Source organism: Zwartia sp. (assembly GCF_049655405.1).
In the GTDB taxonomy this organism is placed as follows: Bacteria; Pseudomonadota; Gammaproteobacteria; order Burkholderiales; family Burkholderiaceae_B; genus Zwartia.
Genome location: NZ_JBASJR010000013.1, coordinates 218,437 through 243,941, shown reverse-complemented (window position 1 = coordinate 243,941; position 25,505 = coordinate 218,437). Strand labels below are relative to the sequence as shown.

Below are 25,505 nucleotides of genomic sequence, written 5' to 3'. Positions count from 1 at the left end.
ATGCTCCATTGATTTGATAAATTTAGAGTGCGGCTTCGCCGGTTTCGCCGGTTCGGATTCTGATGACTTGCTCAAGCGGAGCGATAAATATTTTTCCATCACCGATCTTGCCTGTACGTGCAGCGTGTTCAATGGCCTCGATGGCCTGATCGACCAGGTGGTCTGCTACGGCAGCTTCGACACGCAGCTTTGGTAAAAAATCAACGGCGTACTCAGCGCCTCGATAGAGTTCCGTGTGTCCCTTTTGACGACCGAAACCTTTGACTTCTGTGACGGTGAGCCCTTGAACGCCAAGCGTTGAGAGGGCGACTCGGACCTCGTCAAGCTTGAACGGCTTAATAATGGCAATAATGAGCTTCATGTGTGTTTCCTCGAGAAAAGGGTTGTGTCGAGGTTTAAGCAAAAGACGTGCCAGCTTTTGCATTTTTAAAATAGATGGCATGACAGACGTATGTGTAGGCTTTCGGTTGTGAGCACCGTTTCAGTAGCCATACTTTGAAACATATTAAGTACGGAAATGGTGCAAAGGCCGACGTGACGCACCAAAGTGGTGCGGTAAAGTTCATGCTATTTCTAGAATAGGCAAGAATGAGTGCTTTTTTTCAAAAGCCTGACGTATATCATTCCGCGCGCAGACAACTCCAACTAAACTTATTCAATCAAATTAGGAGTCCATCATGATGAAGCCAAATGCATGGTTTGAAGAGTTTCAAAAAAACATCTCAGAACTCATCGCAAAAAGTCCAGCCGCCGATATTGAGCGCAACGTCAAAGCCTTTATGGGCCAAGCGTTCAACAAAATGGACCTCGTGACCCGAGAAGAGTTTGATGTGCAATCTGATTTGCTGAGTCGCGCGCAGGTGCGTATCGAAGCGCTTGAACAGCACTTGCATGCGCTCGAAGCGCGGGTCGCCGCCTTGGAAAGCACAGAATAAGTCTGCGTCAACGTATTCTTTAAGTCTATGTTTCTGCTTACATATTCTGTGCCGTCAGTACTTTCCGAGGTGGATGTATTGAGCTAGAGTCCATCCTATGTGTGAGCGTCCACTGCATACTTTGCAGCTTTGGGCGCACCATGTCTCTTGCTGTTTTATTGAGTCGTTCACTTGTAGGTTTAGATGCTCCCACAGTGCGTGTCGAGGTTCATCTGGCACGGGGGCTTCCAAGTTTTGGCATTGTCGGTCTGGCGGACGCGGAGGTGCGCGAGAGTCGCGAACGAGTCCGAGCCGCAATCTTGAGCAGTGGTTTTGAGTTTCCGCTGGGTCGTCTGACGGTCAACCTTTCTCCCGCCGACATTCCTAAAGAGTCTGGACGCTTTGACCTGCCGATCGCTCTTGGAGTTTTATTAGTCTCTGGACAAGCTGCCGCGCGCTGTGCCTCAGTGATGTCTAATTTGGTGTTGGCGGGTGAACTCTCACTCACGGGTGCACTTGTTTCGACGAGAGGCGCTTTAGCGATTGCTTTGGCTGTTGCGCGCACCCATCGACACGCGACCTTGCTTTTACCGATGTTAGATGCAGAAGATGCTTCGCGAGTACCCGGAATTTCAGTGTTGGGTGCCTCCTGCTTAACTGAGGTGGTCAACCATCTCAATGGCATCAGTCCTTTGTTGCCCATCGCACCTTCGAATTCCCTTGCACCACCCAACCAGCAGCCTTGCTTGTCTGACTTGCGTGGCCAGTTACTGGCGCGAAGGGCACTAGAACTTGCCGCAGCAGGAGGGCACAGTATGTTGCTGGCGGGAACGCCGGGAGTGGGCAAAAGTATGTTGGCGAGACGTTTGCCAGGTATTTTGCCTGACCTCACGGAGTCTGAGTCTCTCGAGGTGGCATCGATTGCTGCTTTTGCAGGTGTTGCACAACCCTTGAGTGCCGTTCGTCCATTTCGAACACCCCACCATTCGGCCTCTTTGGCTGCAATGGTAGGCGGAGGACTGAAGCCTCGACCCGGAGAAGTTTCTCTTGCGCATCGCGGGGTTTTATTACTGGACGAATTGCCAGAGTTTGAGCGTCGGATCCGCGAAGCCCTTCGAGAGCCATTGGAAAATTATGAGATCGCGCTCGCACGTGCCAATATAAAAGTGGTGTACCCCGCTGATTTTCAACTTATTGCCACGATGAACCCATGCCCCTGCGGTTGGAACGGTCATCCTAAGCGCGCATGTAAGTGTCGTCCTGAACAAATACTCGCTTACCAGTCACGCGTCTCTGGGCCTCTCGTTGATCGGATTGATTTACAGATTCATGTGACCCAGGAAAAGGAAAAATGGCTAGATTTGCCGGCCGGAGAGGGCTCCGCTCTAGTGCGTGAACGTGTGGTTTCAGCCTGGACGAGGCAAAAAACCAGGCAAGGCGGACTGAACGCACGCCTGGATGATGGCTTGCTGGATACTCACTGCGCAATGACTTTAGGGGCAAAAACACTGCTAGATCAACTGATTGACCGGTATTATCTGTCCGCTCGTTCGATTCAGCGCGTGCGTCGCGTGTCTCGTACTATTGCGGATCTCGACGAATATCACTCAATAGATACTAGACACATTGCCGAAGCATTTCAATATCGTTTCAAGGCGGCCTGACGTGTTTTATCGGTCCAGACCGATATAGATGCTGCAAACAATGAAAATATGTCATATAATCAAAGGCTTTCCCGGAAAAGCTATATCGGAAAAGAAATATTTGAAAGCAAGAAATTTGTGCAAAAGTGAAGTGAAAACTTCCGCACAGATCGCAGTGTGAAAAGTACGCTGGGGTTATCAAGAACTGAAAGTCAGGTTTGACTGTTATTGTCAGATCGGCTTTTCGGGGCACCTGCAGGGTACAAGTTTAAGTAACAGGAATTGATATGCCCAAGATGAAGACCAAGAAAAGTGCTGCAAAGCGCTTTCAGGTTCGCGGCAGCGGATCGATCAAGCGAGGCCAGGCTTTTAAACGCCACATCCTTACCAAGAAAACCACCAAGAACAAGCGCCAGTTGCGCGGTTCCGCAGCGGTCGACAAAACAAACGTGGCTTCAGTTAAAGCCATGATGCCTTTCGCTTGATAGGAGATAAACAATGCCTCGCGTAAAACGTGGTGTAACGGCCAGAGCCCGTCACAAAAAAGTTATTACAGCAGCGAAAGGTTATCGCGGTCGCCGCGGTAATGTTTTCCGTATCGCCAAACAGGCGGTCATGCGTGCAGGTCAGTACGCTTATCGTGATCGTCGTAACAAAAAGCGCACATTCCGCGCACTGTGGATCACGCGTATCAACGCGGCTGTCCGCGAGCATGGTGTGACATACAGCGTGTTTGTTGCTGGTCTGAAGAAAGCGGCTATCGAACTCGATCGCAAGGTCTTGGCAGATATGGCCGTTCATGACAAGGCTGGTTTTGCTGCCGTCGTCAATCAGGTCAAATCTGTGTTGGCTGCCTAAGCTCTGACTAGATGTATCTGTAAACGGGGCCTCTTTGGCTCCGTTTGCATTTTTAAGCTTCGTTTCTCTAAGGTTTTCCAGCGATGACTCAGATAGTCAATGACCTGATTGAGCAGGCCCAACAGCAGTTTGCACAAGCAACGGATGCTGCCTCTCTCGAAAACGCCAAAGCGCGCTTTTTGGGCAAGCAAGGCAGTCTGACTGAGATGATGAAAGGCTTGGCAAAGCTAGACGCCGAGGCCAAGCGCGAAGAGGGTGCGCGTATCAATCAGATCAAGCAGCAGATCGAAGCCTTACTCAATGCGCGCAGAGCTGCTTTGGCTCAGGCGCAATTGGATGCGCGTCTTGCCGCCGAGACGATTGATGTGAGCCTGCCAGGGCGCGGAATTGCTGCGGGTGGCGTGCATCCCGTGATACGCACGTGGCAGCGGGTAGAAGAGATTTTCAAATCAATTGGTTTCGATGTGGCTGACGGCCCCGAAATCGAGAACGATTGGACAAACTTTACCGCGCTCAACAATCCAGAGAATCATCCTGCCCGTTCGATGCAGGACACCTTTTATGTAGACATGAAAGATGACAAAGGTCTGCCTTTGTTGTTGCGCACGCACACGAGCCCAATGCAAGTGCGTTATGCGCGAATGAACAAGCCTCCGATCAAGGTGATTGCGCCTGGCCGGACATATCGCGTTGATAGCGATGCGACACACTCGCCTATGTTTCATCAGGTCGAGGGCCTATGGATTGCCGAGAATATCTCGTTCGCAGACTTGAAAGGTGTGTACACCAACTTTTTACGCTGTTTCTTTGAAACTGAAGATCTCGAGTTGCGTTTTCGACCCTCATTTTTCCCGTTTACCGAACCCTCAGCCGAAATCGACATGATGTTTACGTCGGGTCCCAACAAGGGTCGCTGGTTAGAGATTTCCGGCTCGGGTCAGGTACACCCTGATGTCGTGCGCAACTTTGGTTTGGATCCCGAGCGTTATATCGGTTTTGCTTTTGGTTCAGGCCTTGAAAGACTGACCATGTTGCGATACGGGGTCAATGATCTTAGACAGTTCTTTGAAGGTGATCTGCGTTTTCTTCGCCAGTTCAACGATTAATTTAGTACTGACCCGAGACGGTTCAACATGCAATTTCCTGAGTCCTGGCTACGTGCCCTCGTTAATCCTGAAATCTCCTCTGAGGAGCTGTCACACCGCTTGACGATGGCAGGTCTGGAGGTCGAAGAGACCAACCCTGTTGCACCAGAATTTTCTGGTGTGGTGGTGGCGCATATTATCAGTGCTGAACAGCACCCCAATGCTGACAAACTTCGCGTATGCATGGTGGATACGGGCGCGGGTGCGCCGATTCAAATCGTGTGTGGCGCCCCCAACGCTGCGGCGGGCCTAAAAGTCCCGCTTGCAACCGTTGGTGCAATATTGCCGGGTGGAATGAAAATTGGTATCGCTAAGATGCGAGGCGTTGAGTCTTCTGGCATGCTTTGCTCGGCCCGCGAGTTAGGTTTATCGCAAGATCACGGTGGATTATTGGTGCTGCCTGAGAGCGCGACCGTGGGGCAGAGTATTCGCCAAGCCCTTGATCTTGATGACACGCTTTTTACACTCAAGCTCACACCCAATCGTGCAGATTGCCTGTCGATCTTGGGTGTTGCCCGCGAAGTCGCGGCTCTGACAGGCGCTGAGTTGTGCATGCCTGCCATGACGCCGGTTCAGGTCACGCTGGATGAGATGCTGCCAGTCGAAGTGCAGGCTCCTGATTTGTGCGGTCGCTTCGGTGGTCGAATTGTGCGCGGAGTCAATGCCCGCGCAGAAACTCCCGCTTGGATGGTTGAACGTCTGGAGCGTGCTGGACAGCGTTCAGTGACGGCCTTGGTTGATATCTCCAACTATGTCATGCTTGAGCTTGGTCGTCCAACTCATGTCTTCGATCTGGACAAGTTACCCGAACCAAAGATGGAAATTCGCTGGGGACGTCGGGGAGAAACACTGACTTTGCTCAATGAGCAGACGATCGAGCTAGATGAGTCTTATGGCGTGATTGCCAGTGGTGGTGCACCAGAAAGCTTGGCTGGCATCATGGGTGGACTCGGTGTCGCCGTATCTCTCGATACGCAGAATATTTATCTCGAAGCAGCATTTTGGTATCCGGATGCGATTGCCGGGCGCGCACGCAAGCTTAAACTCAACTCCGAAGCCAGTCACCGTTTTGAGCGCGGAGTTGACTTTAACAATATCCCGGAACATATTGATTTCATTACAAATTTAATCATTGATATTTGTGGTGGACAGGCGGGGCCGATTGATGATCAGCATATCAATTTGCCAAAGCGTCTTCCCGTCAAAATGAGATTGGAGCGTTGTTGCCGCATTCTTGGTGTGAATGTGAGCCAGGCAGATGTCGAACAAACTTTCACTCGCCTTGGATTTTCTTACACCGTGTCAGACAAGGTGTTTGTCGTTGACCCGCCTTCCTATCGTTTTGATATTCAGATCGAAGAAGATTTGATCGAGGAAATCGCTCGGATTGTTGGTTTTGAAAATATTCCTGCAGTGCCACCGATTGCGGCTGCACGTATGCGTATGGATCCCGAGGTGACTCGATCGGCGCATAAGATTCGCCATCAAGTTGCCGGTTTGGGTTATCAAGAAGTCATTAACTTTTCCTTTGTAGAGACGGCTTGGGAGGAGGCGATGTGTGGTCAGTCTGATCCTATTCGATTGCTCAATCCGATCGCTAGCCAGTTAGCGGTGATGCGTTCATCTTTGCTGCCAGGCTTGATTGCAAATATTCGATACAACGCTAACCGTAAGCAATCACGTGTGCGGGTATTTGAGCTCGGCCGAGTCTTTATGAAGGATGCCTTAGTCAAGGACGGTCCGTTAACTGTCGCAGGTATTCATCAACCTCAATATGTCGCGCTTGCTGCTTGGGGGAATGTGCGAGAGGATCAGTGGGGAGAGCCCACTCGATCTGTGGATTTCTACGATGTGAAGCACGATCTCGAAACCTTGTTTGGTATCAAAGCTTCATCCCTTCGCTTTAACGTGAAACAACACCCCATTCTGCATCCTGGACGCAGTGCTGAGATTGAGCTTGATGGCAAGCATATTGGATGGATTGGAGAGTTACATCCTCGCTGGGTACAGGAGCAAGAGCTTTCCACTGCACCCGTTTTACTTGAGGTCAATCTTGATGCTTTGACCTCAATCGCCATGCCGGAGGTCAGAGAGCTTTCGCGTCAACCACTGGTTCAAAGAGACTTGGCTATTTGGGTTTCTACCGATACGCCTGTTCAAGCCTTATTGGATACCATAGCAACAACGATAGCGGGTGACCAAAGTTTGAGCGTTGTGCAGCATGTTGGTCTGTTTGATGTGTGGAGAGATCCTGCCAAAAGTGAGTTGAAAGAAAAGAGTTTGGCTTTTAGGGTGTCGTTGCAAGACAATGAAGTGACCCTTGACGATGCGCGCGTAGATGCTTGCATGAGCAAAATCCGTGAGGCACTTGAAGTCGGTCATCAGGCTCGTCCAAGATAGTCTTGGTGAATCGTCCAATATTTGATAATTGATAAAAATGACAGAACCAAGAACGTTAACCAAGGCTGAACTCGCTGAGATGTTGTTTGATCGCGTTGGATTAAACAAGCGTGAAGCTAAGGATATCGTGGATACTTTTTTTGAAGAGATTCGCGATGCTTTGGCACGAGGAGAGCCGGTCAAGCTTTCTGGTTTTGGTAACTTTCAAGTGCGGCACAAACCACCTCGTCCAGGTCGCAATCCAAAAACGGGTGAAACTATTCCTATCGCAGCTAGACGCGTGGTCACTTTCCACGCGAGTCAAAAGCTCAAAGGTGCGGTAGAGCATCCAGGTGAACCTGTTTCTGCCAGTTAGCGATACACTGGTGTAACTGTATTTAGCAATTCGACTGGGTTATGACTATTACTGATAAGTCCGTTGTGCTTCCCCCCATCCCCGCAAAGCGTTACTTCACGATTGGTGAAGTGAGCGATTTGTGCGGAGTCAAGCCGCATGTACTGCGCTATTGGGAACAAGAATTTACGCAACTCAAGCCGGTTAAACGTCGCGGTAATCGCCGCTATTATCAGCACCATGAGGTGTTGTTAATTCGTAAAATTCGTGAGTTGTTATACGAACAAGGCTTCACCATCAGTGGGGCGCGTAATCGTCTGAGTGAAGGGCGGGAGACGCCTCAAGATCCTGATGCAGCGGTGCGTTTGACTGCACTTGAGCTCAATGCATTACGCACAGAGCTTATGGGTATCAAAGACTTGTTATCAAGCGTGGCGCCGACTCTGTTATAATTTTGGTCTTTCGGGGCGTAGCGCAGCCTGGTAGCGCACTTGCATGGGGTGCAAGGGGTCGAAGGTTCGAATCCTTCCGTTCCGACCAGCATTAAAAAGGGACTAACTCTCAAAAAGAGTTAGTCCCTTTGTTTTAAAGCGATAGATTCTCTTAGTAGGGATACGCATCCTTCAGAGCAAAAATCAAAATAATTGAAATCTCATCTGTGGGTTTAAAGTTATTTTTTGCGATAAATTTTGCAAGTACGACATTAGTGAGGTCGCCCGTCATGGCTAGGTCACCAGGTGGACAAAATATCATCGGTACTTTTTGTGTCTTGTTGTAAACATTCGCAAAAGTGACACCCTGTCCCATACCAGCGGTATAGGTGTTGAGCATTTCCTTTTTAATGGGATCCCGTTGCCATTCACGATATTGTGTCAGAGTCAGTCCTGAGGCAGAGACGGTCCCAGTCATTGCGATGAGCCCTAAGAGGGTCATGCTGAGGAAATGACGTATCAGCTTATTCATGTGCTTAATCCCGTTTGGATGAGTGTGAGTAATTGTTCAACTTCTTTTGTGGTTGTATCCCAGCGACAGACAAAGCGTGCAAGCTCTGGTCCTCTTCTGTAAAAGAGTACGCCTTGGTTTGCGAGTCGATCAAGGGCGGTCGCAGACATTTCGACAAAGAGCTCGTTGGCTTGAACGGGCGCCATGAGGCGTGCACCAGGAATCAGGTGAATGCCTTGCGCAAGTTGTTGCGCGGCCGCATTCGATTGTCTGGCCAAGCGTAACCAAAGATCATTTTCGACATAGGCCAAAATCTGCGCAGAGGCAAAACGCATTTTTGACCAAATCATGCCACCACGTCTGAGATGAAAATCAATGGTGTTCGCGATGTCTGGATTAAAAACAACGATGGCATCGCTGAGTAAGCCTCCGTTCTTGGTGACACCAAGCGAAAGAATATCTACTCCTGCTTTCCAAGTCATTTCAGCGGGGCTGCATGCGAGGTGTGCGAGTGCGTTGGCAAAGCGTGCACCATCCATATGAACAGTGAGTTTTCGTGCGTGGGCGAGGGCGCTCAGCTGAGTGATTTCGTCGATGCTATATACGGCGCCGAGGTCGGTGGCTTGAACAAGATTCAGTGCAACGGGCTGGCTTTTGTGCGCTTGCCCAAAGCCTGCCGAGTTTAAGTTTTTTTCCAGAGAAATGGGGCAAACTTTTCCGTGAATGCCTTCAATCGGTGACACCTTGAGGCCACTACCAAAAAAACCGACTGCGTTACATTCGGACGTGTTGATGTGCGCTTCTGGGCTGCAATAGACCGCACCAAAGGGCGTGCCGGTCGCCGCGAGTGCAAGCGCATTCGCACCTGTGCCTGTTGGAATTGGGAAGACTCGGAGCGTGGTCTCAAACACTTCACTCAGCTTGTTATTGAGCTCTGCGGTGAGTGCGTCTGCGCCATAACCGACTGCGCAACCTTGGTTTGCACGCACAAGGGCTTCGATGATTTCAGGGGCGGCACTGCCGCAGTTATCACTTCTAAATTCGAGAGTGTTTAGATTCATGGTGAGGAGGTGTCGGACGAATAAGTTTAATGACTGAGAACTTCATCACCTTAACCGAGTTCTGCGCTCTCTTGAAGCCAGAGAGCCTCTTTCAGTGAAACGAAGGTGTTGTCTGTATCAGGCTGATGGTGGGCTAAGGCAAGGATATGTCCACTGGGCAAGGTGAACTGCCTAAACAGCCAATCAGTCGGTTGTGTATCCGTTTGAGTTAACAACCTAGGGTGAGGTTGTGCCTCAAGATCAAAGGCATGCGACTGGAGTCCTGATTTCAAGCCAAACCCTGTTGCTTTGACAAAAGCTTCTTTGAGCGTCCAGTACTTCAGCAAACGCGTATGTTGCTCTGCTTTTGATTGCTGTCTCAGATCTAGATGTTCACTTGTGCTTAAGATGTCGCTGGCAAGTTCTAGGATGCTGGTTTCTCGATTGATGGATTCGACATCAATACCAATCGCTCCAAGTTTTGTCATGGCAACGGCTACCATGCCCTCGGTGTGGCTGAGGTTGAAATGAATGCCGTGCGTATCGAGGGGAGGGGCAATAAACGGCTTGCCAAAGGTGTTTGTATGAAATTGCCAAGCGGAGGGTTTGATCTCCAAGCTAAGGGAGAGGGCCGCCCTCGTTAAGGCATGGGCAACCAAATAAGTGTGTCGGTGGCGTTCAAAACGGAAGCCCTCGAGCACTGTGAGTTCCTCAGGAGAGAGCCAGGAACGAAATCTCTCTTGAATGACCGCATTGTTAAATGCTTGGGGCTTCGCGTACCAAATTTGAATTTCATTTGGACATAAGGAAAAAGCGGACTGATGTCCGCTTTTTTGTCCTTGCAAGAGGGTTGAGCTCTTGTCCTCGACAAGCTGTTTAGGCAACAGCTTCGACTTCAGTTGCTTCTTTTTGTGCATCAGCGGCAGCTTTTGCTTCGGCTTTTGCAGCTTTTGCCGCAGCGCGTTTTTCAGCATTGGCGTGGTAGGCTTCCGAAGCGTGATCCCACAGATTCTTGTCTGTGACTGACTTTGAGAATGAGTCTGCACAGATCAGGGCGACACCGATCGGGCCGAGAGCCAAGCGGGCGCCAATACCGGCGACTGAATGGAGGGCGCCGTTCACGAATTTACCGTCAAGTAACAAGCTTGCACCCGGCAAGACTGTTTCGCCGATGAGTTTGGCGCCATTGGCCAGCACATTGCCAGCGTTGGTGGGTTGAACATCGCTGCTGTGGGTTTGAGCTTGGGTCATGAGTCGTTCTCCTGAGTTTGCCAAATAGCTACTGGACAAAAAGCCAGTTATCCAAAGCAGTATTGCATCTTTTAATCATGCCGACAATGCCATTGCTGTCAATTACGCACAAAAGGGTGGAATTGCTGCCAATGGCGGGCGATGTCAATGCGTCGACAGACCCAAACTCGGTCATGGCGAGCAATATGATCCAAAAAGCGCTGCAAACCAATCAATCTGCCCGGGCGACCTAAAAGTCGGCAGTGCATGCCGATAGAAAGCATTTTTGGGCTGTCTTCGTCCTCTGCGTACAGCACATCAAAGCTGTCTCTCAAGTACTCAAAAAAATGTTGCCCTGTATTAAAGCCTTGAGGGGTCGCAAAGCGCATGTCATTCGTATCTAGGGTGTACGGCACCACTAGATGCGGAACGGTTGAACCATCGCTTTTGGTGACTTGCGTCCAAAAAGGCAAATCATCACCGTAATAATCACTGTCATATTCGTAACCACCATGCTCGACCACCAGTTGGCGGGTATTTGGGCTATCGCGACCTGTGTACCAACCCAGAGGCCATTGGCCTTTGGTCAGGTCTTTAATGATACGGGTGGCTGCCTCTAAATGAGCGCGTTCTGTGTCGATATCGATGTTTTGGTAGTGAAGCCAGCGTAGTCCATGACAGGCAATTTCGTGACCTTGTTCGACCAACGCTGCAGCGAGCTCTGGGTGGCGCTTGAGTGCGACTGCGACCCCAAAGACTGTCAACGGTAGCTTTCTGCGTTCAAATTCTTTCAAAATGCGCCAAACACCCACACGAGAACCGTATTCGTATATAGATTCCATGCTCATGTGTCGGGCTGGAAAGCTTTCTGCCCCGACGATTTCAGACAGAAACCGTTCTGAACCGGCATCACCATCCAAAACGTTGTTTTCAGCACCTTCCTCATAGTTCAGGACAAACTGAACGGCGATCTTTGCGCGTCCGGGCCAGTTGGCTTGTGGGGGTGTTGAGCCGTAGCCAATCAGGTCGCGGGGATATTGGTTGGATGACTCAGATTCAAAGGCTGATATTGGCTTCATCAATAAATCTCAAAATGACGGTTTTTGGTGTGCAAAGGTGGTGATGTTTGACAGATAATATATCTAAAGCGACGGGCTACGGAACCGTGATGTAAATACCTAGAAAATCGACATTTGATCGGTCTGCCATCAGTTAAAATGCTTTTCTTTTTTATAACAATCACGCATGCCTAAGAGGAAGCGATTAGATGGCTGGAAGTCTGCTAGTCAGCGGTAACCCTCAACATTACAAGGCAATCGGCGAGGGCGGTCAGCCCGTGTATTCGGTCGCTTTTCAACTGCGCGAGGCCATTCGTTTAAAAGCGGGTGCAAGTGTTGCAAATTGTTTAGCCATTCCACAGACCAATCAACATGGCAGCATGGTGGATTGGTATGCCCCTGTGGCAGGTGATGTCGTGCCTTGGTCTGCTGCGACGAGCGAAGAGCGCGAGCACGCCTTATCTAGGCTTGATGCTGCGCATCGCGCGTTAGAACGTGTCATTGCTCAAATGAGTCAATCGCAATCGCGCGATCAGCAAGCCGAAAGAGAAAAAAATACGGTCCTTCCGCTCATGAGCAAGGTTTTTTATTTTCCAGATACAAATTTTATTTATCTGGTGAATGGTGAACCTGTTGTCGCCTTTTGGGGTTTTCATTCTGAAGGCTCATCGCTGCCGGCTGACCCTTTCACAAATTTGCGTTCAGTCGCGCCTCCTATTTCGACGGCATCTCACGTTGCAACACCTGCTGCGCCAACAAAAAGAGCGTGGTGGTGGTGGTTGTTACTTTTACTTTTATTGTTGTTTCTGTTGTTTTTTTTACTTCGTTCATGTGCACCCGGGGTTTTGCCTGTCGCGATTCAGCCTACGCAAAGCGTCACGCCTGATGGTCGGTCAGGGGCTCCGGTAACGCCTGACAGGCCATTGCTGCCTGGCGCACCTTCTACGCCATTGAATCATGCAAAGCCTGAAAATTTAATTGATCAAGGGACTTCTTTCTTGCGCCGTTGGTGGCCTGGTTCGAGTGTTGGGACAAACCTGACCGGTCCCGATACCGGCTCTGGAAACACTGTAGCGGATACGACCGAAGCGCCCACAGGGACGTCAACTGAGACGCCTACAGGTGCAACACCAGATATTCCTGCTGATGCTGCCGGACAACCACCCGGTCCAAATCCTGCAGATGTCACGACGCCTCCTGGCAATACATCTCCCGTTGACCCCACTACGTCCTCACAACCGACACCTCCTGTGACTCCGCCTGGAGGTGATGTACGCAATCCTTCGAACCAGGCAGGTCCTCAGCAGGGGCGTCCCCTGACGATTCCTCCTCAAGCCCTCAACTCCGGCAACACTGGCTTTTTAGATGGCTCTTGGACAGCTGGTGCAGGCATTCAGGATGCGAAAACAGGTAAACCTTTACGGATGGAATATGACTTTAGTCAGGGCAATGGCCAGGGCAAGGTCACGATTCGGCGCGCCGATGGTTCGCAATGTGTTGGCGCAGTTTCTGCACAAATGCAAAACAAAAACTTACAAATTAGTGACCGTGGTGTGGCCAAATGTTCGGATGGCGGAACAATCGCTCTACCTAAAGTGACGTGTACGCCTCAAGCGGATGGTCGTGCAGACTGTCAGGGGCGCTACGAAAACGGCACGACCTTTCCTGTGTCGATGCGACACTCTCCAAAATAGCAGGACGCAACACTATGCTGCCAGATATTCATTCCTACGAAGATCAAACCACACTCATTATGGGTAGCGGTGTTCAATTTCTGGACTTTGCTGCAACGTTTGTGGTGAAGGGTCAGTCCGGTGAGTTTGCAAAAATGGGCGAAGCAGGTCCGCTCGGTCGACTCGAAGAGGATGTCAGAACAGGCAAGCTCCACTTTTCCTTTGATGACAAAAAGGCACCTGTGCAGTCGCGGTTTGATGTCAGTCTAGATCAGTCGCTCAAGTTGTTTGCAGAGACATGGGTGCCGGTCCCTTATTTCCGCTTTAGCCCGCCCGCAAGGTTCGAAGAAGGTCCATCAAATTGGGCGCGCCTGCGGGTCACGGAGGTCAAGCCTGGTTCTGATCCGGATGGCAATACTCACCGCATTACGTTTGCTTTTGACACCAAGGTGTTACCGGGTCGAACAGATACCTCATATATGGGACCATCTGTCGATGACGTTAAGGCAGGTACGAGTTTTGCCTTTGCACACCGCTCACATGAGATGGGTTGGTTTCTCGATCAGCAATGGATTGATAGCTGGTTGAAAGAGCTTTATACAGAGCTTGCACGACCCAGGTTAAAAAAGGATGCAGAAGATATTCGCCTTGAGCTCGCAGATTTGCATCATCAGGCTCATTATTTGAATCTCTTACATTTGGTGGGGACTCAGCTGTCCTTGCCTGAGATCAAGGTGATTTCCAATGCACCGAATGATCTTTACAAGCCTATTCCTGTTGATCTTGTATTGGATATTGGTAATTCCCGCAGCTGCGGTATTTTGATCGAAGATCACCCCCAAGAAAGCGATGGTCTTCGCAGACGTTATGAACTTGAGCTTCGTGATCTGACAAAACCTGAGAATGTGTATAGCGAGCCTTTCGAAAGCCGGATCGAGTTTTCACAGGCCTCTTTTGGTAAGGATCATTTTTCAGTTCAGAGCGGCCGAAGCGATGCATTTTTATGGCCAACCATCGCAAGAATTGGTCATGAAGCAGGTCGTCTTGCCAGTCTGCGAAGAGGGACTGAGGGAGCAACAGGGCTATCGAGTCCCAAGCGTTATTTATGGGACCAGGAAAGTTTTGAGCCTGGCTGGAGATTCAATACGTCCTATGTCAAGACAGAGACAGAACCGCATGCAACGGCAGCGCCTGTGTCTCGTCTGATTAATGAAATGGGTGAAGCGCTTTACACGCTCGAGCCCGATGATCGGATGCCTGTGTTTCATCCGCATTATTCGCGCAGCTCTCTGATGACTTTTATGTTGAGCGAAGTATTGGCGCAAGCGCTCGCACAAATCAATAGTCCTGCACAGCGCTTGCGTCAAAGTCATGCGCGTGTTCCCCGACACTTGCGTTCGATTATTTTGACCGTGCCTCCTGCGATGCCGCAGCCTGAGCGAAAGATTTTCGAAACCAGGATGAAACAAGCCATCGGTTTGATTTGGAAAAGCTTAGGTTGGCATCCAGAAGATGCTGGCATGGATACTGAAGAGGATCGCGCCCTGGCGTTTCCTGCTTTTCCGGACGTGCACGTTCAGTGGGATGAGGCAACTTGCGGCCAAGTGGTCTATGTGTTTAGTGAAACCCACAACAATTTTGGCGGCCGTCCCGAGGAGTTTTTTGCCGCGCTGGCCAGACCCGATCAGCCGCCGAGAAATGGATCGACGGATCCTTATGTCTCGATTGCTACCATCGACATTGGTGGTGGAACGACAGACCTGGTCATCAATGAATACTCTTTGGATAAGGGTGTCGATAATTCGGGGCGCGAGGTAGGCGGAAGTGCCTACATTATTCCTGAGCAACGCTTTCGTGATGGTTTCAAAATCGCTGGTGACGATATTGTTCTCGATGTGATCCGTCTCGTGGTGCTGCCATCACTTTCGGCTGCGTTCAAAACGGCTGGTATTACTGAACCTGATGCGCTCGTGTCCAAACTCATGGGTAGCGAGTCTCTAGATGCGCATGTTGCCGTACTGAGACAGCAACTCACGTTGCAAGTGCTGTATCCAGCGGCGCTACATGTCATTAAGGATTATGAAAAGTACGACCCGCTTGATCCCGGCAATCTGGGTGTGATTACATTAGCGGAGTTGTTGAGCGATGCGGGTCAGCCCACAGCGGATGTGTTGGAGTACGTCAATACGGCAGTGCAGCGTTTAGGCGGACCGGCGGCCATTGGGTTTAGTCTGATGGATGTCGGTATCAACATTAATCTGCGTCGTTTGCATGAACAGTTTATTCGGGGTGAGCTCAATATTTGCAAGACACTGAAAGCGCTTTCCGAAGTCGTTTATGCCTACCAGCCAGATGTATTGTTGTTGACGGGACGCCCCTCACGCATGCCAGGTGTTTTGGCGTATGTCCGATCATTATTGGCGGTACCTTCCGCCAGAATCTTGCCAATGCATCAGTATCGAACAGGTCCGTGGTATCCATTTCACAAGAATGGACGCATCGATGATCCAAAGAGCACGGCTGCTGTTGGTGCCATGCTTTGTTTGTTGAGTCGTAGTTTGCGTTTACCGAATTTCTTTTTCCGTTCGGCGGCCTTCAAACCCTACTCGACGCTACGCTTTATTGGCATGATTGATAACAACAATGCGATCAAGGATTCCAACGTCTTTTATCGAGATATCGACCTCGATCACGATGACTATGCGTTCCCTGACACCACGTTCGAGATGCGTGGCTCAATGCGTTTAGGTTTCAGGCAGCTTGAAACGGATCGTTGGCCAGCTTCGCCCCTCTACACACTCACAGTCGATGATCGTGATCTGCGAGAAAAACTGGCCTCTAAGGGCGTAGTGCTTAAAGTGTCTTTGCGTCGCAGCGAGCGTGCAGGCGCGGAAAGCTTTGAACTTGCTTCGGTAGAAGGGGGCTCAAAGAGCAAAGTTAAATTCAGACTCAACACGATGATTGATGCGGGCTTGGGTGATTCTCAGTATTGGCTCGATAGCGGCAGCGTGAGGTAAGCACCATGACAGATTTAACAGAGAAATTATCCCAGGGCTGGCAGACGATTCGTGACGAGTCTGGACAAGCGATCGATTGGATTGGGCGAGTGCGTGGTAACGCCAGAAGCGTCGATAACGAAGCCGACAGCCTGATTACGAAGTTACGGCGTGTGCGCAATCAGGCTAAGAGTCTGGCGATTGCCTCGCGCCTGCCATCGACAGTCGGATTTTTTGGTCTTTCACAAGCCGGTAAGTCTTATTTGATCTCCGCTTTGGCAGCGGGTGGGGATGGCAAGCTTGAAACAGAGGTTGATGGCAAACGTCTTGATTTTCTCAGTCACATCAATCCACCAGGCGGCGGCAAGGAAGCGACTGGTTTAGTCACGCGTTTTAGTTTTAAAGCAAAGCAAGGACCTGCCGGCTTTCCTTTAGAACTCAAATTATTCGATGAAATTGAACTGGTCAAAATTATGTCCAATTCATATTTCAACGACTTTAATTTTGAAAAGATTGGCGACCCCATTGATCTGACTGGGGCAAGACAGCAGTTGACTGAGCTTGAGGCTAGACGGCTTGCGCAGCGTGTTCCAGGTGTCACCGAAGACGACATGGTGTCTCTGTGGGATTATTTGCGAGAAAGCTATGCGTCTTCGATTCGAGGGCTTGAAGCGGATTTTTTACCGCGTGCCGTTGGGCTCGCACCCTATCTCTCCCTCGGTGATCGTGCGCTTCTATTTTCTTGTTTGTGGCGTCAATCGCCAGCTTTAACTCAAACATTTTTGATGCTGTCCCAGACCTTGGCAGCGCTGGGCTATCCGACGCGCGTCTACGCCCCTATTGAGGCAGTGGTTCGCCCAACAGGTCCGGGTGGCTCGCTTTCGCAAGCCGATAGCATCATGAACGTTGATATGTTGGAACGTTTGGGTCGCACAGAAGATTTGCCGATTGATGTGTTGCCGTTATGTGAGGGAAAAATCGGTGTCGCACAGCGCTTAACGATGGCACAGTTGGCTGCGCTGACAGCTGAGTTGATCTTTCCTCTGATTAATGTCCCGCATCAAAAGATTTTTGAAGAAGTCGATCTGCTTGATTTTCCGGGTTATCGCGGACGTTTGGGGTTGGATAATCTGGTTGATATCTCGTCTGCGCAGGGCAAGGAAAAGTCAGGTAATCCTGTGGCGCAATTGTTATTGCGCGGCAAAGTTGCTTATCTGTTTGAACGCTATACCGACACGCAGGAAATGAATGTGTTGGTCGTGTGCACGGCCTCACACAAACAGTCGGATGTCACAGAGGTTGGACCCGTCCTGACTGAGTGGATCCGCAAAACTCAAGGTGCGACGTCCTCAGAGCGCGCAAAGCGTTTGCCTGGATTGATTTGGGCCGTCACGATGTTTGACATCAAGATTGCTGACTCGCTCACGAAAGACGAGGATATGTTGCACACCGTTTGGAATAATCTCGTCAAAATGACGATGCTAGAGCGTTTCGGCAGTTTTGACTGGATGCAAGATTGGGCCAATGGTAGCGCTTTTAATAATACGTTCTTAGTCCGTAAGCCACGTATGCCCGTCGCGTTTTTAGAAATGGAAAACGGACAGGAAAAGGCGGCGAATGCCTCCTCTGCGAGCCAATTGGCCTTAATGGAACGTATTTTTAGTCATGCTGAGTTGATTCAAAGTCATGTGTCCGAGCCTGCAGCAGCATGGCAGGCAATGATGGCACTCAATGATGGTGGTGTAGAGCGTTTGAGCGAATACCTGGCTAAAGTATCTGTGCGTCAGGTCAAGTTGGAGCGTATCGCTGAGCAAATGGATGCGGTGCTGCATGACTTGATGAGTAATCGCCTGGGTCGTTGGTTTCACCAGGATGGCATGGGTGAGATCGAGGCAAAGCGAAAAATTGCCCAGCAGGTCGTGACGGCTTTAAAACCGCGTATTCCGCTTCTTGCTGAGTTGCAAGAAAAATTACGACTGCCAGATTCCGTGTTGCAAGGCTTGTATATGGGCGCCGAAAATTCCTCTCAGCCCACCGAGTCAACAGAAAACATCGACGTGCCTGGTGCTCTTAATCTAGGCGATGATATTTTTGGATTAGACGATGCACTCGATATTTTTGGTGACCAGAAAAAATCTGTCACTGCCTCGAGCATGCAAACAAAATCTTCGTTAAGTAGTGATGCGCGCTTTGCTCAGACTGTTTTGCGAGAGTGGATTGAGCACTTACGAAACATGCCAAGCGAAACGACGATGCTGAGTTATTTTGGCTTGTCAAAAGAGGCCACTGAGATGCTGTGCGACGAAATGATCACGGCTGCCACGCGCCTGGATGTGCAAAAACAGCTGTTGGGAGCGTTAAGCGGAGCAGATCAGGTCGGCACAAAACGGGAACGCCTGGTCGATCGGCAAGTGATGGCTGCAAAAACTCTGTTGGGTGACTTTGTGGCGTGGTTAGGCTACATCAATGTGCCTCTTGCTGAGCGCCCAGACAGTCGCATTCATTCAGGACATAAGCTCTTTGAGCATCCTGTTTTGATTCCAAGAGGAAAACTGCCAGCCATAGGAAACGAGGCGATTGACCATACGCGTATTTACATGGGTGATTGGCTCGTAGGCTTTGCACAATTGGTTTTAGACAACGCAGGCCATGATGGAGGTCGTGAAATCAAGCCCGAACAAAATGCTGAGCTAGGTGCCATCATCGCTAAATTAAATGCAGCAAAAGTGAATCCTGAATAATGAAAAAGATTAGACCTGAATTAAAACCAGCTGCCAGTGGTCGCCCGGGTGTGGGAGTATTGGTTCTGACAAGCTGGGATCGTGAGAGTCTAGAGTTTGGTGCAGGTGCTGAGGTGTGTGTGCAGCGCAATCAAGATCACCGATATTTAGGTGAGCACGGACAATGGACTGCCACGCAGACGTGGCATCAGGTGAGTTTGTCCGAAGAGCTTATTGATACTTCAGTGGTGTTGGCACTTGATGCGCGCTTGGTTGACCCGCTTGTTGAAAATCCTCAGATGACCTATCAGCTGCAGGTGCGCATAGGCTCCGAGGAAGCAATAGGCGTTCTGCGTTTGCGCGATGGCGTGTTGTCTTCTCGCGCTGCGGGTCAGAGTGCGGATCCTGTTAACCATGTTGCGGATGCGCAGAGGGTGGCGGCCGCGGATAGTCTTGTGTCGCCATTGCCAGAGGTCGCTGAGCCTGCGCCAGAACCAATTATTCAGCCTAGTCAGAAACAATCAAAAATTGGCTTGTGGGTCGCGCTGATTGCTTTATTGATATTAGTGGTCGCAGGCTATTTTGCCTGGAAATATTTTGGCTCAACTGCTCAGCCTGTTATCACATCAAGCACAGTGAATCCTGCACTCACGAGTCCTCCAGTGGCACCTGCAGAGCCTGCTCCCTGCAGTACGGAAGCATTGACTGCCACAAAGGATGATTTGCTGTTTATCCAGGCTTGCCTAAAAACCAATCCTGACTCGAATCAAGTTTTAACTGTTATTGCGACAGCCAAAGAAGCTAAACGTTGTGATGTTGTTCAGCGTCTCTACGCATTTAAAGGACAGTCTGGCGATGCCAAGGTGGCGCTTGCGTATGCCCGCGAGTTCGATCCTGCGACTTTCGTGGCTGGCTGTTTGAGTGCTGCGGATAAAGACACGGCCATCTACTGGTATGAGTTGGTGCTGTCCAAAGAGCCCGAAAATACTGATGCGAAAACGCGTCTTGAAGCCCTAAGGAAATAAGATGCAGATCAAAAATATTTTGTCATTTTTCTTCTGTGTGTCGAGTGTATTGTTGACGCCGCTGAGCTACGGTCAAGCGGCAAACAATAAGCCACTCTTGCAGGAAGGAAAAAAAACGCTTTATCAGCGTGTGCTGACCACACCGACCTGCAAACTCTATGCCAAGCCCGGTGATCAGAGCGGGGCTGCACAAGAAGCCTTCAGTCGTTACTACGTTTATCAGCGCACGGAAAGCGCAGGTAAAACATGGCTTGAAGTTGGCGTTGACACGGTTGGTAAGAAAATCGGTTGGTTAGATGCTGCTTGTTCTGTTGAATGGAAAATGCAGATGTCTTTGGCCTTTACCAATCCAGCCAATCGCACACTTGCACTCTTTTTTAAAGATCGTGAGAGTATCGAAAAAATTATCGACGCTGCCGATCCTGCCTTAACCTATGCCCCTATCTTGGATAGCATGGCTAAGGTCGGACGTAATCCGCAAGTCCTTGCACGTGAGCCTGAGCTATACGTAGACTTCCGAAAAAACTTTTACTTGCTGCCAATTTTGCAAGCTGAAGAGGTCATGAGTGATGCGGGTTTTAATGTTCGCTTGCTTCAAGTGGCTTCGGTGAGTCGTCAGGATCCCAATGCCAATCCTGCTGTAAGTCCGCAAGCTGTTCAAAGCTCAATCAAGGCTTTCAGTGCAGGCGTTGTGTTCGTGATGGACTCGACCTTGTCGATGGATCCCTATATTGAGCGGATGCGCGCAGTCATGAAAAATATCTATGCGCGTATGGAAAAGGAAAAAATTGACGATAAGGTCAAATTTGGTTTGGTGGCATTTCGTTCCGCACTCTCAGCCGTACCGGCGATTGAATACAACACACGCATTTATGCGGATCCCACACAAGTCAAAAATGGTGCAGATTTCTTTGAAAAAATTAAAGATTTAAAAGCAACGAAAATCTCAACACCGAAGTTTGATGAAGATCCTTATGCAGGCGTCAAAGAAGCCTTAGAAAAGATCAATTGGAATGAGTTTGGTGCACGCTACATTGTTCTTGTGACGGATGCCGGTGCGCTGGACGCCAACGATCCGCTTTCAGCAACAGGGTTAGATGCACAAGCTGTGCGTGAGTTGGCGAAAGAGAAAGGCGTGGCGCTTTATGTCATGCACCTCAAAACACCAGAGGGAGCCAAGAATCACCAGTCTGCTCAACGTCAATACGATACGCTTGCCTTTAATTCGATTGCCAATCGTCCCCTTTACTACTCGGTTGACGCAGGACGTGTGAACGTTTTTGGTGAAACGATTGAAAGTCTCGGGCAGTCACTCGTGACACAAATCAAGCAAGCCTCCATGGGGGAGGTGGTGGCGGGCAGTGCATTGACAGCGACCCAATCTACGCCTGCAACGCCTCCTGCTCCAGCTGGATCGACAGCTGCTGCGATTGCACGTGATTCGGCGTTGCTCGGTCGTGCCATGCAGCTTGCTTATCTTGGTGGTGCAACCAACACTAAAGCGCCACCATTTTTTAAAGCATGGATTAGTGACCGTGATCTGGTCAAACAAAATATTCCAACGACTGAAGTACGTGTGCTGTTGACAAAATCTCAGCTGAGCGACCTGAGTTCAGTCGTGACGCAAATTGTTGAGGCGGCGAATGCTTCGCTGGTGTCGCCTACCGACATGTTTGACCGGTTGCGCTCTGTCGCGGCGACCATGGGACGCGATCCTAATGATTTGCGTCAGGGTAATGCTCAAAAACTTGGTCAGATGGGTTTGTTGGGTGAATACCTCGAGGGTTTGCCTTACAAAAGCGATGTGATGGGTTTGGATGAAGAGGGCTGGAAAGCGATGTCTGTTGCGGCGCAGACCCAATTCATGATGCGCCTCAACACAAAGCTGAGGCAGTATCAGAGTTTTAATGCTGATACAGGTTCTTGGGTTTCTCTTGCTAAAGGAAGCGATCCAAGTGAAGCTGTTTATCCAGTGCCTTTAGAGTCTTTACCTTAGCGTGACTGAGCCTATTCTCGATGTGAGCGATATGGAAGTCTCGCGTGGACGTGAAGGTGAGTCCTATGCAGTGGCCCTATCTGCATGTCGACTCAATGCTGGAGATGTTGCGGCCATTGTTGGACCCAGCGGGTGTGGGAAAAGCACCTTGCTAGAGGCCCTTGGTTTAATACTGGAGCCAAAGTCAGTTACGCATCATCGTTTGGGTGCTGTGGACTTGACGGGGGATTTGCACCTGAGTGCTTCAGAACGTGAGACGCGTTGGGCCAGATTACGTCAGCATTACCTGGGTTTTGTGCCACAAAGTGGTGGCTTACTCCCGTTTTTAAACGTCAAGCAAAACATTGAATTACCAAGGAAACTGGTTGGACTGCAGGGTAGGGATTCCTTTCTCGAACAAGTCATTGAGCGATTGCGTTTAGAGCCGTTACTCGGGCGCATGCCTGCGCAACTGTCAATTGGAGAGCGTCAGCGCGTTTCTTTTGTTCGCTCCATTGCGCATCGTCCCGGCTTGTTGTTGGCGGATGAACCGACTGCCGCGCTTGATCCAATATTAGCCAAGGAGTTGTTCACATTAATCGTCGAGATTGCCCGTGAATTTAGTATTGGTGCATTGATCGTGACGCACGAGTGGTCTTTAGTGGAGGATGTAGGGATCAGGCAGATTGTAGGAACTGTGAGCGCACAACGAAGGACTGTTTTTAATGAGCGCCTCTAAACAGTCTTCAACTTTTTCCGCACCTCCACTCAAGGTGCTGTTGTCGCTTGGTTTAAGTGACCTGCTGCACGATCGCAAAGTTTCGATTTGTATTATGGCCTCGATTGTGGCTGTTGTGGCGCCTTTATTGTTGTTATTTGGGTTGAAGTTTGGAATTGTGAGTCAGATGCGTGCGGAGTTGCTTTCTGATCCTCGTAATCTTGAAATTCGCATGCTCGCAAGTGCAAAGCTTGAGCCCACTTGGTTTGAAAAAATGCGCAACTTAGAGGGCGTGGGTTTTGTGATGCCTTTGACGCGGTCTCTCAATACGATTGCAGATCTCTTTGTGGATAGTCGACGTTTTGCAGAAAATGTCGAGTTGATTCCAACAGCTATCAACGATCCTGTCCTGGATGGGATCTCAATTCCTCAAGGTAGGAACGATGTCGTACTGTCGTCTTCGGCCGCCTCTCGGCTCGCGGTTAAGCCAGGAGAGAGGATTCAACTTAGAGTGACCCGTTTGCACGAAAGTCGCACAGAGCGTGCGCAGATTGAGGTGCGTGTTTTAGCTATTTTGCCCCCCGAGTCTTTTTCTCGCCCCGCTGTTTTTTTGACATTGCCTCTTCTCATTGAAGTGGAAGACTTTCGTGATGGCTTCTACGTTCCCGGCTCTGGTGTAGAAACAGGTTCGGCCCTTCAGCCTCGCACCCATTTTGCTCGAGCGAGAATATATGCCGACAAAATAGAGAATGTTGAGGCTTTGGCAAACCGTCTGTTGAAGGAGGGCATCGAGACGTCTAGTCGACTGGCTGAAATTAAATCCGTACAGTCCATTGATAAGGTGCTGGGAATTGTTTTTGGCGTCATTGCCTGGATTGCAGTGCTGGGCTGTGCCGCATCGCTGATCGGTGCATTCATGGCCAATATTGACCGTAAGCGTAAGGATCTTGCGCTATTGAGATTGATGGGTTATGGACGACTGGCCATGCAAGGGTATGTGGTGATGCAGTCCGCTGTGTTGACGGTGACGGGGTTTACCGTGGGCTGCTTGATGTATTTGTTGGGGAGTCAATTGTTTAATCAAATGCTGGGCGAATATATGAAAGCGGATCGTTTCGTCTGCCGACTTGAGCCCATACATTTTGTGATGGCGCTTGCAGGCGCTCTAATGTTGGCCCTAGTCGTGGCGGGTGTAGGAGGTGTTGTGGTGACAAAAATTGAACCAGCGGAGAGTTTGCGTGATCTTTAGAAGCCTATTTAATTTGTCCTGTGTTCTTGGCTTGTCGCTGTGTAGCGCGTTGGCTGTTTCTGCCCCTTGGGAAGCACGTTTTTTTAATCCAAAGCCAACGGAGGACGATGTGGTCTTGCCCATGCCTTGCGAGGGCTCCATGGTTTTTCGTCGTGTGCATGTTCCTCTCAGTAAGCCGCTCGAAGATTTTGGCGTGACGCTCGGTTCTGAGGGTGCAGCATTGCGTTATCTCGAACAAGCGCATCCTGCTCACATTGCCGGTAGCTTTACAACTGACAAGCCCAATCCTGGTCGCTACTATTTGATGGCAAAGTATGAGGTCACCCAGCTTCAATACCAATCGGTGATGCAGGAGACTTGCCCAAGACCTTCAGTCAAGCTGATGCTGCCTAAAGTTGAGCTGAGTTGGTTTGAAGCGATGCAATTTGGTGACACACTCAACATCTGGTTGCGTGCGAATGCACTCAAGAGTTTGCCTGTTGAGGACAATGTTGCCGGGTTTGTGCGCTTGCCGACTGAAGTGGAGTGGGAGTTTGCAGCACGTGGTGGCAACAGCGTATCGAGCACCGAGTTTCGTGAAGCAACGTTTCCGATGCCCGACGGGATGAATAAATATGTTTGGTTTGCAGGATCACAATCTGCAAACGGCAAACTTCAACTGGCTGGTTTGCTACAACCTAATCCTCTAGGTTTGCATGATATGTTGGGCAATGCAGATGAAATGATGTTTGAGTCGTTTCGTCTAAACAAACTTGATCGATTTCACGGGCAAGCGGGTGGCTTTATCGTTCGAGGTGCCAACTATATGACGCCTGAGAGTGACATTCGTACGTCTTGGCGCCAAGAGCAAACCTATTACCGAGAGGCTGCACCCAACAAACAGAAGACCTCAGGATTTAGGCTTGTCGTGGTGGCACCCTCCTTAACATCGGCAAATCGTAGTAAGGAAATTGAGCAGGGGTGGGCTGAGCTCGGTACGCGTGAGAATGCACCCAATGCAAGTGCGAATGCGCAAGGCCCAGCCGCGACGAGCACAGTCGAGCGTCTTAGCAATCTGATGTCAGGTTTAAAAGACGACAAGCTAAAAAAGGAACTTGAAGCATTGCGCACTGAGTTGCGAAGTAGCAACCAAACACGTGATGAGCAACGAGGGATTGCAATTCGTTCTGCGCTCCAACAGGGCGCTTTTATGTGCGTTTTGTTGAATCGAGAAGGTCGTTTTTATGACGGGCTTAAAAAGAATTATGACGAAGGGTGTTCCAAGGTTGAGACTCTCGCAAAAGAAGACCAAGCACGTTGTTCGCTGATCAAGCGAAATGTGGATACTCGCAAAGTAGCACAGGAGCTTGCCTTGGGTCTCTATTCGGACAGTATTGTCGAGGCAGGTGCCATCTATACCGCTCCGATGGTGTCGCCAGAGGTTGCCATTAAGCGTCAGCAGTTATTGGCAAGAAAAAGCAGCAACCTCGATGCATATGTCGATACGTATTGGTCACATTTAGGTCAGTATCTGAAAGATAGGAAGATCACTCAGTCTGAGTGGCTATCCGCATGTAAAAAAGTCTCAGTTAACTAAGGAGTCGTC

General features: G+C 49.9%; 22 protein-coding genes and 1 tRNA gene. 17 read left to right on the top strand and 6 right to left on the bottom strand.

Annotated features, from left to right (window positions below; all coding sequences use genetic code 11):
* Positions 1 to 22: 22 nt before the first annotated feature.
* Positions 23 to 361 carry a P-II family nitrogen regulator gene (locus tag WBJ47_RS12610; RefSeq protein WP_422244367.1) on the bottom strand — a complete coding sequence of 113 codons (339 nt, stop codon included), beginning with the start codon at positions 359 to 361 and terminating at the stop codon, positions 23 to 25.
* Between the two features lie 316 nt (positions 362 to 677).
* On the opposite strand from WBJ47_RS12610, the gene WBJ47_RS12605 reads away from it, so the two are divergent.
* The 9 genes from WBJ47_RS12605 to WBJ47_RS12565 all read left to right on the top strand — a co-directional run bounded on the left by WBJ47_RS12605 (position 678) and on the right by WBJ47_RS12565 (position 7,834).
* Positions 678 to 935, top strand: a complete 258-nt coding sequence (locus tag WBJ47_RS12605) for an accessory factor UbiK family protein (protein ID WP_422244365.1) — start codon at positions 678 to 680, stop codon at positions 933 to 935.
* A gap of 140 nt (positions 936 to 1,075) precedes the next feature.
* Positions 1,076 to 2,578: a YifB family Mg chelatase-like AAA ATPase gene (locus tag WBJ47_RS12600; RefSeq protein ID WP_422244363.1), complete on the top strand. Its 1,503-nt coding sequence runs from the start codon at positions 1,076 to 1,078 to the stop codon at positions 2,576 to 2,578.
* 266 nt (positions 2,579 to 2,844) lie between these two features.
* The gene (gene rpmI / locus WBJ47_RS12595) at positions 2,845 to 3,042 is read left to right on the top strand and encodes a 50S ribosomal protein L35 (RefSeq protein ID WP_259659572.1); all 198 of its coding nucleotides are present in this window, start codon (positions 2,845 to 2,847) and stop codon (positions 3,040 to 3,042) included.
* A gap of 13 nt (positions 3,043 to 3,055) precedes the next feature.
* Positions 3,056 to 3,415, top strand: coding sequence for a 50S ribosomal protein L20 (gene rplT, locus WBJ47_RS12590; RefSeq protein ID WP_422244361.1), 360 nt, complete (start codon positions 3,056 to 3,058; stop codon positions 3,413 to 3,415).
* 83 nt (positions 3,416 to 3,498) lie between these two features.
* Positions 3,499 to 4,521, top strand: a complete 1,023-nt coding sequence (pheS, locus tag WBJ47_RS12585) for a phenylalanine--tRNA ligase subunit alpha (protein ID WP_422244359.1) — start codon at positions 3,499 to 3,501, stop codon at positions 4,519 to 4,521.
* A 27-nt stretch (positions 4,522 to 4,548) separates the two neighbouring features.
* A complete protein-coding gene (pheT, locus tag WBJ47_RS12580) occupies positions 4,549 to 6,960 on the top strand; it encodes a phenylalanine--tRNA ligase subunit beta (RefSeq protein ID WP_422244357.1) in 2,412 nt (803 codons plus the stop codon).
* A gap of 37 nt (positions 6,961 to 6,997) precedes the next feature.
* A complete protein-coding gene (locus tag WBJ47_RS12575) occupies positions 6,998 to 7,315 on the top strand; it encodes an integration host factor subunit alpha (RefSeq protein WP_422244355.1) in 318 nt (105 codons plus the stop codon).
* Between the two features lie 41 nt (positions 7,316 to 7,356).
* The gene (locus WBJ47_RS12570) at positions 7,357 to 7,746 is read left to right on the top strand and encodes a MerR family transcriptional regulator (protein WP_424585322.1); all 390 of its coding nucleotides are present in this window, start codon (positions 7,357 to 7,359) and stop codon (positions 7,744 to 7,746) included.
* An 11-nt stretch (positions 7,747 to 7,757) separates the two neighbouring features.
* Positions 7,758 to 7,834: transfer RNA gene (locus WBJ47_RS12565), tRNA-Pro, on the top strand.
* Positions 7,835 to 7,897: 63 nt separating this feature from the next.
* Here WBJ47_RS12565 and WBJ47_RS12560 read toward each other — a convergent pair.
* From WBJ47_RS12560 to puuE, 5 genes are all read right to left on the bottom strand, one after another.
* Positions 7,898 to 8,257: a hypothetical protein gene (locus WBJ47_RS12560; protein ID WP_422244351.1), complete on the bottom strand. Its 360-nt coding sequence runs from the start codon at positions 8,255 to 8,257 to the stop codon at positions 7,898 to 7,900.
* A complete protein-coding gene (locus tag WBJ47_RS12555; protein WP_422244349.1) occupies positions 8,254 to 9,297 on the bottom strand; it encodes a threonine aldolase family protein in 1,044 nt (347 codons plus the stop codon). The genes WBJ47_RS12560 and WBJ47_RS12555 overlap by 4 nt, the downstream gene beginning before the upstream one ends.
* Positions 9,298 to 9,347: 50 nt before the next feature.
* Positions 9,348 to 10,160 (bottom strand): 4'-phosphopantetheinyl transferase family protein, encoded by an 813-nt coding sequence (locus WBJ47_RS12550; protein WP_422244347.1) that lies wholly within the window; start codon positions 10,158 to 10,160, stop codon positions 9,348 to 9,350.
* Positions 10,153 to 10,527, bottom strand: coding sequence for a DUF6072 family protein (locus WBJ47_RS12545; RefSeq protein ID WP_422244345.1), 375 nt, complete (start codon positions 10,525 to 10,527; stop codon positions 10,153 to 10,155). The genes WBJ47_RS12550 and WBJ47_RS12545 overlap by 8 nt, the downstream gene beginning before the upstream one ends.
* A 98-nt stretch (positions 10,528 to 10,625) precedes the next feature.
* Positions 10,626 to 11,585, bottom strand: a complete 960-nt coding sequence (gene puuE, locus WBJ47_RS12540) for an allantoinase PuuE (protein WP_422244344.1) — start codon at positions 11,583 to 11,585, stop codon at positions 10,626 to 10,628.
* A gap of 188 nt (positions 11,586 to 11,773) precedes the next feature.
* Here puuE and WBJ47_RS12535 point away from each other — a divergent pair, with 188 nt between their 5' ends.
* The 8 genes from WBJ47_RS12535 to WBJ47_RS12500 are packed head-to-tail and all read left to right on the top strand — an operon-like array spanning position 11,774 to position 25,496.
* Positions 11,774 to 13,258, top strand: coding sequence for an SrfA family protein (locus tag WBJ47_RS12535; protein ID WP_422244343.1), 1,485 nt, complete (start codon positions 11,774 to 11,776; stop codon positions 13,256 to 13,258).
* A gap of 14 nt (positions 13,259 to 13,272) precedes the next feature.
* Positions 13,273 to 16,254, top strand: a complete 2,982-nt coding sequence (locus WBJ47_RS12530) for a virulence factor SrfB (RefSeq protein WP_422244342.1) — start codon at positions 13,273 to 13,275, stop codon at positions 16,252 to 16,254.
* 5 nt (positions 16,255 to 16,259) lie between these two features.
* Positions 16,260 to 18,974 (top strand): putative virulence factor, encoded by a 2,715-nt coding sequence (locus WBJ47_RS12525; RefSeq protein WP_422244341.1) that lies wholly within the window; start codon positions 16,260 to 16,262, stop codon positions 18,972 to 18,974.
* A complete protein-coding gene (locus WBJ47_RS12520; RefSeq protein ID WP_422244340.1) occupies positions 18,974 to 19,978 on the top strand; it encodes a hypothetical protein in 1,005 nt (334 codons plus the stop codon). The genes WBJ47_RS12525 and WBJ47_RS12520 overlap by 1 nt, the downstream gene beginning before the upstream one ends.
* A gap of 1 nt (position 19,979) precedes the next feature.
* Positions 19,980 to 21,974 carry a vWA domain-containing protein gene (locus tag WBJ47_RS12515; RefSeq protein ID WP_422244338.1) on the top strand — a complete coding sequence of 665 codons (1,995 nt, stop codon included), beginning with the start codon at positions 19,980 to 19,982 and terminating at the stop codon, positions 21,972 to 21,974.
* Position 21,975: 1 nt separating this feature from the next.
* Entirely contained in the window at positions 21,976 to 22,692 is a 717-nt protein-coding gene (locus WBJ47_RS12510) for an ABC transporter ATP-binding protein (protein WP_422244336.1), read from the top strand.
* Positions 22,679 to 23,920 carry an ABC transporter permease gene (locus WBJ47_RS12505; RefSeq protein ID WP_422244334.1) on the top strand — a complete coding sequence of 414 codons (1,242 nt, stop codon included), beginning with the start codon at positions 22,679 to 22,681 and terminating at the stop codon, positions 23,918 to 23,920. Before WBJ47_RS12510 ends, WBJ47_RS12505 begins: the two co-directional genes overlap by 14 nt.
* Positions 23,910 to 25,496 (top strand): formylglycine-generating enzyme family protein, encoded by a 1,587-nt coding sequence (locus tag WBJ47_RS12500; protein ID WP_422244332.1) that lies wholly within the window; start codon positions 23,910 to 23,912, stop codon positions 25,494 to 25,496. Before WBJ47_RS12505 ends, WBJ47_RS12500 begins: the two co-directional genes overlap by 11 nt.
* The last annotated feature ends 9 nt before the right edge of the window (positions 25,497 to 25,505 follow it).

Coding starts and splice junctions, on each gene's coding strand:
- rpmI (WP_259659572.1), top strand. CDS start 2,845: ATGCCCAAGATGAAGACCAAGAAAAGTGCTGCAAAGCGCTTTCAGGTT.
- WBJ47_RS12545 (WP_422244345.1), bottom strand. CDS start 10,527: ATGACCCAAGCTCAAACCCACAGCAGCGATGTTCAACCCACCAACGCT.
- WBJ47_RS12605 (WP_422244365.1), top strand. CDS start 678: ATGATGAAGCCAAATGCATGGTTTGAAGAGTTTCAAAAAAACATCTCA.
- WBJ47_RS12575 (WP_422244355.1), top strand. CDS start 6,998: ATGACAGAACCAAGAACGTTAACCAAGGCTGAACTCGCTGAGATGTTG.
- WBJ47_RS12610 (WP_422244367.1), bottom strand. CDS start 361: ATGAAGCTCATTATTGCCATTATTAAGCCGTTCAAGCTTGACGAGGTC.
- WBJ47_RS12535 (WP_422244343.1), top strand. CDS start 11,774: ATGGCTGGAAGTCTGCTAGTCAGCGGTAACCCTCAACATTACAAGGCA.
- WBJ47_RS12560 (WP_422244351.1), bottom strand. CDS start 8,257: ATGAATAAGCTGATACGTCATTTCCTCAGCATGACCCTCTTAGGGCTC.
- pheT (WP_422244357.1), top strand. CDS start 4,549: ATGCAATTTCCTGAGTCCTGGCTACGTGCCCTCGTTAATCCTGAAATC.
- WBJ47_RS12505 (WP_422244334.1), top strand. CDS start 22,679: ATGAGCGCCTCTAAACAGTCTTCAACTTTTTCCGCACCTCCACTCAAG.
- WBJ47_RS12530 (WP_422244342.1), top strand. CDS start 13,273: ATGCTGCCAGATATTCATTCCTACGAAGATCAAACCACACTCATTATG.
- WBJ47_RS12515 (WP_422244338.1), top strand. CDS start 19,980: ATGCAGATCAAAAATATTTTGTCATTTTTCTTCTGTGTGTCGAGTGTA.
- pheS (WP_422244359.1), top strand. CDS start 3,499: ATGACTCAGATAGTCAATGACCTGATTGAGCAGGCCCAACAGCAGTTT.
- WBJ47_RS12570 (WP_424585322.1), top strand. CDS start 7,357: ATGACTATTACTGATAAGTCCGTTGTGCTTCCCCCCATCCCCGCAAAG.
- puuE (WP_422244344.1), bottom strand. CDS start 11,585: ATGAAGCCAATATCAGCCTTTGAATCTGAGTCATCCAACCAATATCCC.
- WBJ47_RS12520 (WP_422244340.1), top strand. CDS start 18,974: ATGAAAAAGATTAGACCTGAATTAAAACCAGCTGCCAGTGGTCGCCCG.
- WBJ47_RS12525 (WP_422244341.1), top strand. CDS start 16,260: ATGACAGATTTAACAGAGAAATTATCCCAGGGCTGGCAGACGATTCGT.
- rplT (WP_422244361.1), top strand. CDS start 3,056: ATGCCTCGCGTAAAACGTGGTGTAACGGCCAGAGCCCGTCACAAAAAA.
- WBJ47_RS12555 (WP_422244349.1), bottom strand. CDS start 9,297: ATGAATCTAAACACTCTCGAATTTAGAAGTGATAACTGCGGCAGTGCC.
- WBJ47_RS12600 (WP_422244363.1), top strand. CDS start 1,076: ATGTCTCTTGCTGTTTTATTGAGTCGTTCACTTGTAGGTTTAGATGCT.